We start from the raw sequence: 14,361 nt of genomic DNA, 5'->3' as shown, positions 1-14,361 counted from the left end.
AGACACTCTCTTTCGTTCGAATTCAGTTCGGTGAAGTCAGAGCAGGTTGTCTTCGACCGGAAGCCCGAACGCGGCCCGACCGTACTGCGCCAGTGCGCGCTCAGGTTCGTTGGCGACGTGCACGCTTCCGGCATGTGCGTCCCGCCAGGCACGTTCGACGATGTTTCCCAGAAACAGCGACGAGCCGCCGGCCGTCTTGAACAACAGGTCGATCGCCTCGACCGCGCGTTCGGTCGCCCGCACCTGATCGCGGCGCGCACGCGCGCGCAACATCATCGGGATCTCCCGGCCGTCGACCGCATGCTCCCACAGTTCGCGCAGGTTACGGGTGGTCTGCAGGATCGCGGCGTCGATCTCGGAGGCGGCACGACCCACCGCGGTCTGCGCGAACGGGTCGTCGACGAATCGCCCACCGCCCAAGCTCAATCGGACACGTTCGCGCATCGCGGCGAGATAGTGTTCGTAACAGCCGTCGACCACTCCTACGACGGGCATACTCACCGTCGTGCCGAACAATGCGCCGAACGGAAGCCGGTACAGGGGGCCGGTGTTGACCTTCTGACCCGGTCCGCGCAGGTTCGCGGTCTCGAAGTTGCTCTTGACCCGGTACTCGGGCACGAAGACCCGGTCGACGGTGATCTCGTTACTGCAGGTGCCGCGCATCCCGACCACATTCCACACGTCGCGAATCCCGTAGTCGGTGCGCGGTACGAGCGCGGTCATGAAGCTGACAGGCCGTCCCTCCGGCCCGGTGACGACAGCGCCGAGCAGTGCCCACGAGGCGTATTCGCAGCCGGAGGAGAACATCCACGTGCCGGAAAGCTCGTAACCTCCGTCCACCGGGCTCAGCTGTCCGACCGGTGCGTATGCCGAGCTCACGAGTGTCCCGGGGTCGTCACCCCACACGTCGTACTGGGCGCGGTCATCGAACAACGCCAGGTGCCACGGATGAACGCCGAGCACCGAGGTGACCCAGCCGGTGGAGCCGCACGCCGCAGATACTTCCCGCACCACTTCGTAGAACCGGACCGGGTCGGTCTCGGTGCCGCCGTAGCGGCGCGGCTGCAGCATCCGGAACACGCCGGTCGACGAGAGTGCGTCGACCACGTCGTCCGGGACTCGCCTGGTCTCGTCGATCGTGGCGGCTCGCTCGGCGATGTCCGGAAGCAACGCGCGCACGGCCGTCTGTACGTCGCTGCCCATGTCGAACTCCTGTCGGTGAAAGTGGACGATGCCACGCCGCGCAGCGGTCGTGGCATCGTCGGGTACAGCGTCGGCTCTCGCCGGATCAGTTCTTCTCGGGCGGCGCGAACGCCGCGAGCGGTTCCGATTCGGACCAGTCGTGGCCCCAGTAGCTGTCGGCGGTGATTTCCTCTGCGGTGTAGAAGGTTTCGTCGACGAGCATGCCCTCGGTACCGAACTCGATGTCCCAGCCTCCCGGAGCACGCACGTAGAACGAGACCATCTTGTCGTTCGTGTGCCTACCCAGCGTCGAGGAGATCGAGAAGCCGAGCTTCCGAACGCGGTCGAGCGCCTGTCCGACGGCGTCGAGAGTGTCGACCTCGAGCATCATGTGCACGAGTCCCGGCGCTTCGGTCGGAGGTGCCGGGCACATCGCCAGGCTGTGGTGACGACGGTTGACACCGAGGAACCGCACCCGGCGGTACGGCGGCTTCGCGGCCGGTCCGCCGATGCGGATGGCGCCGCGCGGCAGGAAGCCGAGCACCTCGGTGTAGAAGGAGTACTCCGCGTCGAAGTTCGCGACCGGCAGGACAACGTGCCCGAGTCCTTCTTCGCCGGTGTGGAAGCGGCCGCCGTGCGGAGTCACGACCGGGCTGTGGTCGAGGACCGGCCCGAAGAAGACCTCGACGCGGGTTCCCCCCGGATCGTCGAACGCGATGACCTGTTCGGCGTCGCGGTAGAGCGCCTCGTCTTCCGAGAGCAGTTGCACCTCGATGCCGGCCTTCTCGACAGCCTCGCGCACACGCTGCAGGGCGAACTGGTCTCGCACCTCCCAGCCCACGGCGAGTGCCTTGTCGGTGTCTCCGGGCAGCACGATCAGCCGCGACCGACGTTCGTCGATCCGCAGATAAAGACCGTCTTCCTCAGGCCCGTTGCCGACCGCCATACCGAGCCCGTCGACGACGAGCTCGCGCCACCGAGCGATGTCCGTGGTCTGGATCCTGAGATAGCCCAGGGCCCGGATATCCGTCATGTCCGAATATTCCTTCGCAGTAGTGGGATTCGAGTGGCTCTAGATCATTCCGCGCATCGCGCCCTCGGGCTCGCCACCGAGCTGCGTGAGGGTTGCTGCGTGGAAGATGGATCCGGGTACGTGGATGGCGTGGCTGAGACCCGCGTGTGCATCGCGCCAGAAGCGCTGCAACGGGTTGCTCAGCTGGAGAGCGCCGCCACCTGCGCGAGAGAAGATCTCGTCGACGGCACGCACCGCACGCCACGCGGCGGCGGTCTGGGTCCGTCGACCGATCGCCCGCTGCTCGAACGTGACCTCCTGGCCCTTCTCGGTCATGTCCCAGAAACGATCCACGGTCTCGAGCAGTGCTGCGCGCGACGCCGCGATCTCGGCGGCCGCGTCACCGAGCGCAGAGAGCACGTAGGGATCCTGTTTGATCGCGGTGCCGGAGACGGTCACACGCTCACGCTGAGTCTCGATGTAGCAGTCGAGCGCACCCTGTGCGATGCCCACGAGCGACGAGGTGATGCCGAGGGGGAAGATGCACGAGAACGGGAACTTGTAGAGCGTCTCGTCCCGCCCAGCGTCCTTCCATGCGACGCCACCCATGACGCGTGCTGCCGACACGGTGCGATATTCGGGGAGGAAGGCATCCTTGACGATGAGGTCCTTCGAGCCCGTGCCGCGCAGCCCGACCACGTTCCAACTGTCCTGGTCGATCTCGTAATCCGACCGCGGGAGAAGCACGTGCAGGGACTGCGGCGGATTGAGGCGGTTGCCGTCCTTGTCGCCGATGGCCGCACCGATCATCACCCACTGGCAGTGGTCGGTACCCGAGGAGAACGACCAGCGGCCGTTGAGGATGTATCCGCCGTCGACGGGCGTGGCAACCCCCATCGGGGCGTAGGGAGATGCGATCCAGGTGTCGGGGTCCTCGCCCCAGACCTCCTGCTGCGCCTTGGGATCGAAGAACGCCATCTCCCACGGATGGACACCGACGATGCCGCTGACCCAGCCGGTCGCGCCGTCCATGGCACCGAGCGCCATGGCGGTTTCGGCGAATTCACGCGGGTGCGCTTCGAGGCCGCCGAACTCCTTGGGCTGCAGCATCCGGATGACACCGGCGTCCTTCAGACGCTTGGCACTGCGATCGGTCAGGCGCATGAGCTGGTCGCCTTCTGCACCGTCGGCACGGATCTCGTCGGCAAACGGCGAGATGGAGTCGAGAACCTGTCCCATTGTCTCTCCAGCTTTCTGATGTGACGCCCGGAGGCTGACCGGGCGAGATGTTTGTCAGGCCGCTTACCGTCTCGACCTGGCGATGGTCTCTACCGTGGAGGATCCGCGACCGCCTCGCGGGAATTTTCCGCTCAGCGGGAGTTCGGTGAGCCGCGCGGCGTTCGGCGGATCAGGCGTCGTGCCTCTTCAGGAAGGCGAGGACAGTTGCAAGCCACGCCTCGCGCGCTTCGATCATGGTCCAGTGCCCGCAGTTCGGGAATACGTGTAATTCACCGCGTGCGAGCTCTCGCATCGGCAGCATCGCCATGTCGACCGGGCTGACGCGGTCGTCGCGACCCCAGGTGAGCAGGGTGGGGATCTTGATCTTGCCGAGCTGAGCCCAGTAGGGCGTCTCGTTCGAGGCGGCAGCGGCGCGTGCGCCCGCGGTGAATGCCGCGGTGCTGTACATGCGGCGGGCGATCTCGAGGGTCTTCGGCTCGGTGGCCAGCGACCAACGCTCCTCGATGAGTTCCTCGGTGAGGATCGCGGGGTCGAAGACCATCGAGCGCAGCCAGCGAACCAGCTTCTCGCGGGTCGGATCGTCGGTGAACTCCATGAGCAACCGGATACCCTCGCCCGGCGCGGGTGCGAACACCGAGCGTCCGGCACCGCCGATCGTGACGAGCTTGTTCACTCGCTCGGGTTCGGCGAGGGCGAACTGGGTTGCGACGATGCCGCCCATCGAATTGCCGATGATCGCGACGTCGGACAGGCCGAGACCATCGAGGAAGTCCTTGACGGCGAACTTGGCCATCGCCATCGGGTGGCCCTCACACGGATCGCTGACGCCGAAGCCCGGGAATTCGAGGACGAGGCAACGGTAATGCTCCGCGAAGTCGGCGAGGACACCGCGGTAGTTCCGCCACCCCGTCACGCCCGGGCCCGAACCGTGCAGCAGCAGGAGCGGCGGGCCGTCGCCGGCTTCGTGGTAGCGAAGCACTCCGCGATCGGTCGCGAGTTCGCGTGCGGTGCCTTCTTGCGTCAGTTCTGTCGTCATATCCTCGACATTTCCAGTGATGCCGTTCACACTGCGCCAGGGCTCCCATTCATCGAGACGATTTCTCTACATTCCTGGCCTCGGCCTACATCCACTGCCCGGCCTGGGTTGCAACCAAGCGTTCCATCGCCTGCGGCGACCACGACTGTGTGGGCTCGGCCGCGGCGCGGCGGGCGCGTCGCGGGGTACCGAGTTCGGGATGCAGGAGGCGGGAGATGTCGCGGGCGGCGTCGGCGACCAGCGGCGCGACACGCTCGAGATGGCCGGGGCGCGCGGGCCCGCACAGGGAGATTCCCGCGACCGGGCCGGACGGGCTACGCACCGCTGCACCGACGCATGCCATGCCGTTCTGGGCTTCGCCGGTTTCGAAGGCCAGGCCGTGGCGCTGCCGGATACGGCCGAGTTCCTGGTGGAGGGTGGCGAGATCGGGGATGGTTCGTTCGGTGCGTCGCACGAGGTGGGTGCCGTAGAACGCGTCGACGTGCTCGGGCTCGAGTCCGGCGAGGATCGCTTTGCCGCACGCGGTGATGTACGCGGGGACGCGGCCGCCGACCCGGGAGGTGAGGGTGGCGGCGAGCTGGCCACCGATCTTGTCGAGGTAGATGCAGTCGCCGCGATCGAGGATGGCGAGGTGCGCGACCATGCCGGTCTGCAGGTGGAGTTCGTGGAGGAGCGGCGCCGCGGCCTCACGGATGCGGCTGTGACCGTTGTCGCTTGCGCCGAGCGACTTCGCGCGCCGTCCGAGGCAGTAGCCGAAGGAGGCGTGGTCGACCCATTCGAGACGGACCATCTGGTCGAGGATGCGGTGGACGGTCGAGCGGGGCAGGCCGGTGCGGCAGGCCACCTCTTCGAGTGTCAGACGCGACCCGGCACCGTCGAATGCGTCGAGGATCAGCGTCATGCGCTCGACCATCGACGCCGGAAGCTCACGCTTGGACTCCGAGGTGTTCTGCACGGTCGCGTTCTGCACTGCAACGGCCTGCATCTCTGCGGACTGCACCATCGTTTCTTCCTCTCCGAAACTTGCCTCTACCTGGACGAACAAGCAAAACTGAAATTCATTCTTGTGCCGCCGTGACTAGTATCACCCAGCAGGTGCCGATAACACAAGTACGACTGCTGCGCACCTCGTCGTCCACTCACCGAATCCGCTCCACACGACGATGCCGCCACGACCACCCCGGCACATCCCACTGAGCAGGAGATCGCGTGGCCCGCCCTGGTTCGCCGGGTAGAAAGGCGAGTAGGACGAGCATGTGTCCACCCTGCGCTGCCGCGCCCAAGTCGGTTCGAGGTGATCGATCGGATGTACATAGGGATCACGTCACCTGTGGTGATAGGCCACCCTGCCACCCTCGCCGAGTGGGAACGCGATGCCGGCATCATCGAACTCGCACGTGTTGCGGAGACAGCCGACAGCCTCGGATTCCACCACCTCACCTGCAGCGAACACGTCGCCGTACCGACCGACGTCGCAGCCGAACGCGGCGGCGTCTACTGGGACCCCCTGGCGACGTTCGGTTACCTCGCCGCGCGCACCTCACGGATCCGGTTCAACACCCGCGTGCTCGTCCTCGGCTATCACCACCCACTCGAGATCGCGAAGCGGTACGGCACGCTCGACACCGTCAGCGGCGGCCGACTCGTCCTCGGGTTGGGAGTCGGAAGCCTCGAGGAAGAATTCGACCTCCTCGGTGCACCCTTCGCCGACCGCGGCGCACGCGCCGACGAAGCCCTCACCGCTCTACGCTCCTGCATGTCGACGCCGACACCCGAGTTTCACGGCACCTACTACGATTTCGCCGACGTCTACGTCGAGCCGCATGCGATCCAGACGCGTGTTCCGTTCTGGATCGGCGGGCGCACAGCGCGGTCCTTGCGACGCGCGACAACGCTCGGCGACGGCTGGCTACCGTTCGGCCTCACGTTGGAACAGACCGAGACGATGCTGCGGAAAGCAGAGCTCCCCGAAGGGTTCGAGGTCGTGCTCTCCCCCAGCAGATCCCTCGACCCGCTCGGCTCACGCGACCGGACCCTGCGCGCACTCGACCGGCGCAGGCAGGCCGGAGCGACGATCGTGAGCACGGCCGTCGCCGCCACCGACGTCGAGCACTACTGCGATCAGTTGCATGCGCTGCGCGATCTCGCACCCGAGATCGGCGCCGCGTTCGACACGCCATCTCTGCCCGATACCGACGAAAGAGCACCGCACCGATGACCCGAACGCTGTCTCCCCTGTTCCGTCCCCTGTCGGTCCGATCGCTTGAACTGCCCAACCGCATCGTGATGTCGCCGATGACACGCTCGTACTCCCCCGGCGGAGTACCCGGAGCCGACGTCGCCGAGTACTACCGGCGACGAGCAGCAGGCGGTACCGGGCTGATCATCACCGAGGGCACCGCCATCGGACATCCCACAGCCGTCGACAACCCGCGCGTGCCCCGCATGCACGGCGACGACGCGCTCGAGGGCTGGCAGCGCGTCGTCGATGCGGTACACGCAGAGGGCGGCCGGATCATCCCGCAGCTGTGGCATGTCGGACCGCTCTGGGGTGCGATGACCTCCGCAGTCGACCCCGCCCTCACCCCCATGCGACCGTCCGGGGTGTGGGGCGAGGCCGGTCTGACCTCCTACTCCGACGAGTATGTCGCGCGGGCCAGTGAGCCGTGCCGCGCCATGACCGAGGAGGACATCGCCGACGTCATCGCCGCCTACACGGAGGCCGCGCGTAACGCCCGGGAAGTGGGGTTCGACGGCATTGCCCTGCACGGTGGCCACGGCTATCTGCTCGACTCGTTCCTGTGGGACTCCACCAACCGGCGCGACGACCACTGGGGCGGCGACCTCGAACGGCGCACCCGATTCCCCGCCGCCGTGGTGGCGTCCGTCCGAGACGCGGTCGGCGACGACACACCGATCTTCTTCCGCTTCTCCCAGCACAAGCAGCAGGACTACCACGCACGGATCGCTCAGACACCCGAGGAGCTGCAGGTCATCCTCTCGGCGCTGGCCGAAGCAGGCGTCGACGTCTTCGACGCGAGCATTCGGCGCTTCGACGCGACCGTCTTCGACGGTAGCGATCTGTCGCTTGCCGGGTGGGCCAAGAAGCTGACCGGAGCATTGTCGATGGCCGTGGGCAGTGTCGGTTTGGGGGCGAGTCTGCGCGAGAGCAGGACCTCGGGGGCTACTCCCACCGCCGACAACATCCCCGAGCTCGAACGTCGGCTCTCCGGCGAGGAGTTCGACCTCATCGCCATCGGCCGCCTCCATCTCGCCGATCCCGCGCTGGCTTCCACGCTCCGCGACGGATCTGCACTGCCGGAGTTCGACCGATCGGTGCACGAGGGCACCCTCATCTGAGCGTACCCGGATCATCATTTCTCGACTTCGGCTCTCCTGCTTGGTGTCCCAACCATCGGGAGAGCCGTTCGTCGTGATCGGTGTTCCCGTTACCGTGATCCGTACACCTTTTCCCGCATTTTAAGGAAGCCACGATGACATCCGTTGAGACGCCGGTGAGCACACGCGCGGTGGCGGTCACCGTGGCCGCTGTCGTGCAGGAGACCGCCGACGCGTGTTCCCTGGTCTTCGACATTCCCGCAGATCACGCAGACCGCTTCACCTACAAGCCCGGCCAGTTCCTGACTCTCCGCATTCCGAGCGATCGGACGGGCTCGGTGGCTCGGTGCTACTCTCTCGCGAGCTCACCGCAGAGCGACGAGCAGCTCAAGGTCACGGTCAAGCGTACCGCCGACGGATACGGATCGAACTGGCTGTGCGACAACGTTTCTACCGGTGACGAGCTTGTGGTGCTGCCACCGGCCGGCGTATTCACGCCGCGCAGCCTGGATGAGAAACTGCTGCTGTGTGCAGCGGGCAGCGGAATCACGCCGGTGATGTCGATCCTCAAGTCGGCGCTCGCCGCGGGCAACCGCAACATCGTCGTGTTCTACGCCAACCGCGACGAGAAATCCGTCATCTTCGCGCAGGAACTGCGCGAATTGGCGATCCGCTACCCCGGCGCCTTCACCGTGCTGCACTGGCTCGAGACCGTGCAGGGTCTGCCCGTCACCGGGCAGCTCACGGCGTTGCTGTCGCCGTACACCGAGCATCACGCGTACATGTGCGGTCCGCAGCCGTTCATGGATGCGGTGCGCGAGAGCCTCGGTGCGGCCGGGGTGCCGTCGGACCGGATCCAGGCCGAGGTGTTCACCTCACTGTCGGGCGATCCGTTCGCCGAGATCACCCCGGTGGAGGTGTCCGACGACGAGGACACCTCGTCCGTGCAGGTGAGTCTCGACGGCGACGACCACGAACTGACCTGGCCGCGGTCCGCGACCCTCGTCGACGTCATGCTGTCCAAGGGCCTCGACGTGCCGTACTCGTGCCGAGAAGGCGAATGCGGTTCGTGTGCGTGCACTGTCGTGTCCGGTAAGGTCGACATGCCCGACTCCGCGATCCTGGACGACGAGGACATCGCGAGCGGATACGTGCTCGCGTGCCAGGCGCGTCCGATCAGCGAGCGCATCGAGATCGAGTTCTGATCGGGATCGTCCACCGGCATCAGAAAGGGCCGGCGAGGTCGAAAACCTCGCCGGCCCTTTCTCGATCCGGAACTAGCGGTTCAGCAGTGCCCGCATCGCCTTCGCCGCACCCTGCACCATCTTGTCGCGCGGGAAGCCGCTGCGCTTGATCGCCGCATCGTAGTTGCCGCCGGCAACCCACACCGGCCCGTCCGCCAGATGCTCGAGGCCCTCGCGGGCCACGTCCTCCGGCTCGGACACCAACATGCCGGGCACATCGAAGTTCAGGCCTGCACGCTCCATCGCAGGTGTGCGGGTGACGCCGAGGATCAGCTCGACCACGTGCACGTTGTGCGGCTCGAGTTCGATCCACAGGCTTTCCGCGAATACCCGGCTGAATGCCTTCGACGCGGCGTAGATGCTCTGGTGTTCCGAACCCATGTAGCCGGCAAGCGACCCGAGCAGCATGATGCCGCCGCGACCCATCTCCTTCATCCGCGACCCGAACAGGTGCGACAGTTCGATCTGACGGTGCACGTTCAGGTCGATCACACCGCGGAAGCCGTCGAGGTCGCCGGTGACGAATTCGTGGCCGTAGCTGTTGGCTCCGGCGTTGAAGATGAACAGGCCCACCTCGAGGTCGGCGGTCGCCGACCGGATCGTCTCGACGGCGTCGGCCGTGAGCAGATCCAGCGAGAGCGTGCGGACTTCACCGCCGTGCACACGAACCTTTTCCGCGGTCGCCTCGAGGGGTTCGGGCTTGCGCGCAATGAGCAGCAGGTCGAATCCGGCGCGGGCGAGTTCGTCGGCGAAGGCGGCGCCGACGCCCTCGGAACCACCGGCGATCACCGCCCACTGTCCGTACTGAGCGCGGTCGATCGAAAGGGTGTCGGTCATCAGGTTCCTTCGAAAGGGTTGTGGCGCCAGGCTATCCGGCCACAGGGACTATTGGACGATCGGGGCCGGGACCGGCGCGTCGTCGACGACGTCGATCAGCCCCTCGGCTGCGGCGCGAGTGATGGTGGCGACCATCGACGGGCACGTCGGCCGTGGCGCGCCCGGGCGCCGGGACGGATCCGTCCCGGCCCCGGACTCACTGCGAGACCGGTGACACTGCTGACGCGCCTGCTGGTCCCACTGAATCTCGGTGTGTTCCCAGCTGTTCTTCTTCACCAGCACCTGCGCCATGCAGTCGCTACACCTGACGGGCTGCATTTTCCTGCTCCGCGCCCGCGGCTGCCTCGGCTTCCTTTGCAGCGAGGTTGGCCTCGACTTCCTTCATCCAGGCTGCGACAGGCCGGGTGGTGTCCATCTCGAACTCGAAGCGGTCGGTCATCTCGGGCTTGACGTCCTCGACGTCGACGTAGAACTGCTCGTACCAGCGACGCAGCTGGTAGACCGGCCCGTCCTCCTCGCACAGCAGCGGGTTCTCGATCCGAGTCTTGTTCTTCCAGATCTGGATGTCCTGCTCGAACCCCCGCGCGATGAAGTTGCCGAACTGCTGCGCGGTCTCGAGCGCAGCGTCTCCCTCCAGCCGGTCCGACTTCTTGACGATCATCCCGTACATGAGCACGAACTTGTCGGCGGAAACCGGGTAGTGGCAGTTGAGGAGAACCGATTCGACGTCGTAGCCCTCGTACTGATACTTCAGATCGTCGATCATGAACGACGGGCCGAAATACGACGCTTCGGAGTGGCTGCCGAGCATCTTCGGCTGGCCCTCGGTGTTCGGCCGCATGTCGGTGCGGGCCTGACCCTTCATGATCTGCGTCGCGACGTGTCCCTCGAAGACGTTCTTGAAGTACGTCGGGAACGAGTAGTGCACGTAGAAAAAGTGCGCCATGTCGACGATGTTGTCGATGATCTCGCGGCAGTTGGTGTCGACCTCGGTGGTGTACCAGACCCAGTCGGTCCACTCGTCACTGGTCGCGCCTTCGATCCGCGGGATCGCGGCGTCGTCGGTCGGTGCGTTGCCCTGGGGATCGTGCCAGACGAAGAACAGGCCGTCCTGCTCGAGCGTGTGCCACGAGCGAGTCTTCGCGATCGGGGGCACACGACGGGCGTACGGAATGTCCTTACAACGTCCGTTGCCGCCCCATCGCCAGTCGTGGAAGGGGCACGCGATGTTGTCGCCCTTGACGGTGCCCTGGGTCAGATCGCCACCCATGTGACGGCAGTACCCGTCGAGGACCTTCAAGTCTCCGTTGCTGTCCGCCCAAGCGACGAGCTTCGTGCCGAACGCCTCGATGGAATGCGGCTTGCCGTCCTTGAAGGACTCCGCCAGACCGAGGCAATGCCACCCGCGAGCAAAGCGGGTGGGAGCGGAACCGACGACGATTTCGCGGATTTCGGTGTCACCAGAAGTATCCAGGCTCACGGTCGTCCGTCCTTTCGGAAGTAGTGATCGAGTGAGCGGAACGGCATGTTCCGTTCGCGGCGCGGACTCGTCACGGGCTGCGAGACAAGTCCCATGGGGCTGTATGAAAGTCACCGTAGGTGAGCGATGTCACCGCCGAGCTGCAGGTCCCGCTCGGTGAGACCACCCCGCCGCGGCTAGACAGAGGCGAGCGGAGCAGGCAGCAACGCGGCCCGACCCTGCTCGGTGAAGTCGCGTTCGATCTGTGTGCGCCCCGCGTCGTCGAGCAGAACGTATTCGGGGGTACGGCCCACCCGGACGTAAACCGGATCGGCGGTGCTCCACGCGGCGGCGCGCAGCGGCGCCTTGTCGATCTTGTTGCTGCCGGTGAGCGGGAGGTGATCGGTCACGCGCACGAAGCGCGGCCACCACTTGTCACCCATGTCGGGCTGCTCGGCGAGCGTCCGCCCGAAAACCTGCGGATCGAACGCCGCGCCTGCGTCGAGCTCGACTGCGCACATCACCTGGTCGCCCGTCGCCGGGTCCGGGACCGCGAACACCGGTGCCGACAGGATCCCGGGGATCCGCACCAGGATGCGCTCGACGGGTGCGGCCGAGAAGTTCTCGCTGTCCACGCGCAGCCAATCCGATGCGCGGCCGGCGAAGTAGAAGAAACCGTCGGCATCGCGGTAGGCGAGGTCGCCGGACCAGAAGTCGCCGTCCCTGACCCGCTCGGCGGCCGCTCCCGGATTCTTGTAGTAACCTTCGAACGCTGCGGCGCCGCCGATCGCGACGATCTGCCCCACGGCCTCGGAGTTGAGCAGCCGCCCGGCGTCGTCGAACTGTGCGCGCGGACATTCCTCGCCGGTGTTCTCGTCGAGGATCCGCACGTCGGCGCCGCCCGGTGCCACACCCAGTGACCCGGCGGGGGTCTCCGGGGTGCGGTTGATCCGGAACACGCCCTCGCTCGAGCCGTAGCCCTCGATGACCGTGCACCCGAATCGCTCCGAGAATCGGGCGACATCGACCTCGGATGCTTCGGTGCCGAAGGCGATCTCGAGCGTGCCGGTGCGGTCACGCGGATCTTCGGGCTTGTTGAGCACGTACGACAGCGCACGCCCGACGTAGTTGACGAAGGTCGCGCCGTAACGATGGATATCGTCGGCGAATCGGCTGGCCGAGAACTTCCGGATCAGGCCGACGGTCGCGCCGACGCGCATGGCGGTGCCGAGGTTGAGCATGACGGCGTTGCCGTGGAAGAGCGGCATGCACAGGTACGCCACGGAGTCGCGTCGCATCTGGGTGCGCTCGACGAGGACGTCGAGTAGTCTCCCGAGCCTGCCCTGCGTAACGATGACCGCCTTCGGCCGGCCTGTCGACCCGGAGCTGAACAGCAACAGGGCGATGTCGTCGGGCGAGGGGACGGTGTCGGGCAGGTCGGCGCCGCGATGCGGTTCGAGGAAGCGCAGGTACTCGGGCGAGTCGATGTCAACGATCCGGTCGGCGGGCAGGCCGTGGTCGGTGCCGTCGACCAGGTGCGCGAGGCGCGATTCGGTGATGACGAAGTCCACGTCGGCCTGACGGATGTCGTCGGCGATCTCCGGACCGCTGCGGCTCGCGTTGATGCCCACCACCACGGCACCGGCGAGCGCACCCGCTCCGATCCAGAACACGAAGTCCGGGACATTCTCGAGCAGCACGCCGATGTGTCGACGACGATCGGCCGGTTCCCCGACGGCGGCGGTGAGCGCTGCCGCACGGTCGGCGCTCTCCTGGATCACCTGGTCCCAGGTCCATTGCCGGTCCTCGAACCGCAGACCGATCTTCTCGTCGCCCTTGCGGGAACGCACTACTTCGGCGAACGTGTCCAACTTTTTCCTCCAGAAAGTTCCGGTCCTGTGCGAGAGCGGTCAGGCGAACGTCGCACGGGCACCCGACACCACGGCGTTGTCGCCGGCGCGGACGTCGAATTGCAGGTCGGTGCGCTCACCCCAGATGCGGAGCTGGTGGGCGTCGCCGGGGAACGCGGGAGCAGCGAAGCGTCCGGACAGCGACGTCAAGTCTGCCGGATGCGCACCGACCGCGCGGGCCAGCGGAATCGTCGCCGCGGCGAGTGTGCACAGTCCGTGCATGATCGGGCGGGGCTGCCCGATGTGGGCCGCGGCCTCGGGATCGATGTGGATATGGTGCCGGTCACCAGTCAACCGGTACAGCGCTGCCTGATCCTCGCGAGTGTTCAAGGTGGCGGTCCGGGTGGGATCGCCTTCGGGCGTCGGCTCGGCCGACGGTCCGCGTTCGCCACCGAACCCGCCCGCGCCCGGCGCGAACAGCGACCACGTGGCGACGAAGAACTCGGATTCGACCAGGACCTCGAACACCGCGGCGCGGCCCTTGTCCCACACCTCGCCGACCTTGGCCGACAACGTGAGCTCACCCGCGCGCGGCAGCGGTGCACGCACATCGAGGCTCTGCGACCCGTGCACTGCGGTGCGGGTGTCGAACCCGCCGCGGGCACCGAGCTCATCGGGTGCCCACTGCGCGAGCGTCAGTGCGAAGGTCGGGAGAACTCTGAGCCGCTCTTCGAACACGAGATCGAGGTCGGTGGCGGGTGCACCGACCGCGAGGGCGTACAGAATCGCGTCGCTCTCGTCATAACGGACGGTGCGCGTACCCAGTTCGACGCCGCGCCAGCGAGCGGCCGACGATTCTTCGGTGGTGGTCATCGTGTCGGTCCTTTCTCCACTGTGAGCAGGCTATGTGGACGGGCGACCGGCCCCCTCGGATATCTCACTCACCGGTACATTCGAAGGTCGTGGTCCGGAGCGTGAGAGTCTTTCGCGACACACAAGTGCCACCGTCAAGGAGGAGGGGAGAGCTCTTTTGACTACTCCCCGCCCTGAAGGACGGGGATTCTCGGACTCACATCCGAGAATTCCTGTTTCACCAGCGACTGCGGACGGGAAAACCCGTGCCGTCTGACATCACCTCCGCAGGCATTTCGTGTCTCCGCCAG

13 protein-coding genes are annotated in these 14,361 nt (G+C 66.4%); 3 read left to right on the top strand and 10 right to left on the bottom strand.

Annotated features, from left to right (window positions below):
• Nucleotides 1-36: 36 nt before the first annotated feature.
• From hsaA to MWU77_RS00045, 5 genes are all read right to left on the bottom strand, one after another.
• A complete protein-coding gene (gene hsaA, locus MWU77_RS00065) occupies nt 37-1,203 on the bottom strand; it encodes a 3-hydroxy-9,10-secoandrosta-1,3,5(10)-triene-9,17-dione monooxygenase oxygenase subunit (RefSeq protein WP_169688155.1) in 1,167 nt (388 codons plus the stop codon).
• 85 nt (nt 1,204-1,288) lie between these two features.
• Nucleotides 1,289-2,215, bottom strand: coding sequence for a biphenyl-2,3-diol 1,2-dioxygenase (gene bphC, locus MWU77_RS00060; RefSeq protein ID WP_169688154.1), 927 nt, complete (start codon nt 2,213-2,215; stop codon nt 1,289-1,291).
• Nucleotides 2,216-2,254: 39 nt separating this feature from the next.
• On the bottom strand, nt 2,255-3,433 hold the full coding sequence (locus MWU77_RS00055) for an acyl-CoA dehydrogenase family protein (protein WP_169688153.1): 1,179 nt from the start codon (nt 3,431-3,433) through the stop codon (nt 2,255-2,257).
• Between the two features lie 169 nt (nt 3,434-3,602).
• A complete protein-coding gene (locus MWU77_RS00050) occupies nt 3,603-4,469 on the bottom strand; it encodes an alpha/beta fold hydrolase (protein ID WP_169688152.1) in 867 nt (288 codons plus the stop codon).
• Nucleotides 4,470-4,554: 85 nt separating this feature from the next.
• A complete protein-coding gene (locus MWU77_RS00045; RefSeq protein WP_247273033.1) occupies nt 4,555-5,454 on the bottom strand; it encodes an IclR family transcriptional regulator in 900 nt (299 codons plus the stop codon).
• Between the two features lie 321 nt (nt 5,455-5,775).
• On the opposite strand from MWU77_RS00045, the gene MWU77_RS00040 reads away from it, so the two are divergent.
• The 3 genes from MWU77_RS00040 to MWU77_RS00030 all read left to right on the top strand — a co-directional run bounded on the left by MWU77_RS00040 (nt 5,776) and on the right by MWU77_RS00030 (nt 9,013).
• Nucleotides 5,776-6,687: an LLM class F420-dependent oxidoreductase gene (locus MWU77_RS00040; RefSeq protein ID WP_247272655.1), complete on the top strand. Its 912-nt coding sequence runs from the start codon at nt 5,776-5,778 to the stop codon at nt 6,685-6,687.
• On the top strand, nt 6,684-7,829 hold the full coding sequence (locus MWU77_RS00035; protein ID WP_247272654.1) for an NADH:flavin oxidoreductase: 1,146 nt from the start codon (nt 6,684-6,686) through the stop codon (nt 7,827-7,829). The genes MWU77_RS00040 and MWU77_RS00035 overlap by 4 nt, the downstream gene beginning before the upstream one ends.
• 134 nt (nt 7,830-7,963) lie before the next feature.
• Nucleotides 7,964-9,013, top strand: a complete 1,050-nt coding sequence (locus MWU77_RS00030) for a ferredoxin--NADP reductase (RefSeq protein WP_169688149.1) — start codon at nt 7,964-7,966, stop codon at nt 9,011-9,013.
• A 72-nt stretch (nt 9,014-9,085) separates the two neighbouring features.
• On the opposite strand, the gene MWU77_RS00025 is transcribed toward MWU77_RS00030, so the two are convergent.
• The 5 genes from MWU77_RS00025 to MWU77_RS00005 all read right to left on the bottom strand — a co-directional run bounded on the left by MWU77_RS00025 (nt 9,086) and on the right by MWU77_RS00005 (nt 14,071).
• Nucleotides 9,086-9,889, bottom strand: a complete 804-nt coding sequence (locus MWU77_RS00025; RefSeq protein ID WP_169688148.1) for an SDR family oxidoreductase — start codon at nt 9,887-9,889, stop codon at nt 9,086-9,088.
• 48 nt (nt 9,890-9,937) lie between these two features.
• Nucleotides 9,938-10,207, bottom strand: a complete 270-nt coding sequence (locus MWU77_RS00020) for a hypothetical protein (protein ID WP_169688147.1) — start codon at nt 10,205-10,207, stop codon at nt 9,938-9,940.
• Nucleotides 10,188-11,369: a Rieske 2Fe-2S domain-containing protein gene (locus MWU77_RS00015; RefSeq protein WP_169688146.1), complete on the bottom strand. Its 1,182-nt coding sequence runs from the start codon at nt 11,367-11,369 to the stop codon at nt 10,188-10,190. The genes MWU77_RS00020 and MWU77_RS00015 overlap by 20 nt, the downstream gene beginning before the upstream one ends.
• A 176-nt stretch (nt 11,370-11,545) precedes the next feature.
• Complete coding sequence (locus MWU77_RS00010; protein ID WP_169688145.1) at nt 11,546-13,219, bottom strand: AMP-binding protein; 1,674 nt, start codon at nt 13,217-13,219, stop codon at nt 11,546-11,548.
• A gap of 39 nt (nt 13,220-13,258) precedes the next feature.
• On the bottom strand, nt 13,259-14,071 hold the full coding sequence (locus MWU77_RS00005) for a MaoC/PaaZ C-terminal domain-containing protein (RefSeq protein ID WP_169688144.1): 813 nt from the start codon (nt 14,069-14,071) through the stop codon (nt 13,259-13,261).
• Nucleotides 14,072-14,361 lie beyond the last annotated feature (290 nt).

The sequence above is a fragment of the Rhodococcus sp. F64268 genome (assembly GCF_023015605.1).
In the GTDB taxonomy this organism is placed as follows: domain Bacteria; phylum Actinomycetota; class Actinomycetes; order Mycobacteriales; family Mycobacteriaceae; genus Rhodococcus.
The sequence above is the reverse complement of the archived record's forward strand: the minus strand, read 5'-3'. Positions and strand labels throughout refer to the sequence as shown.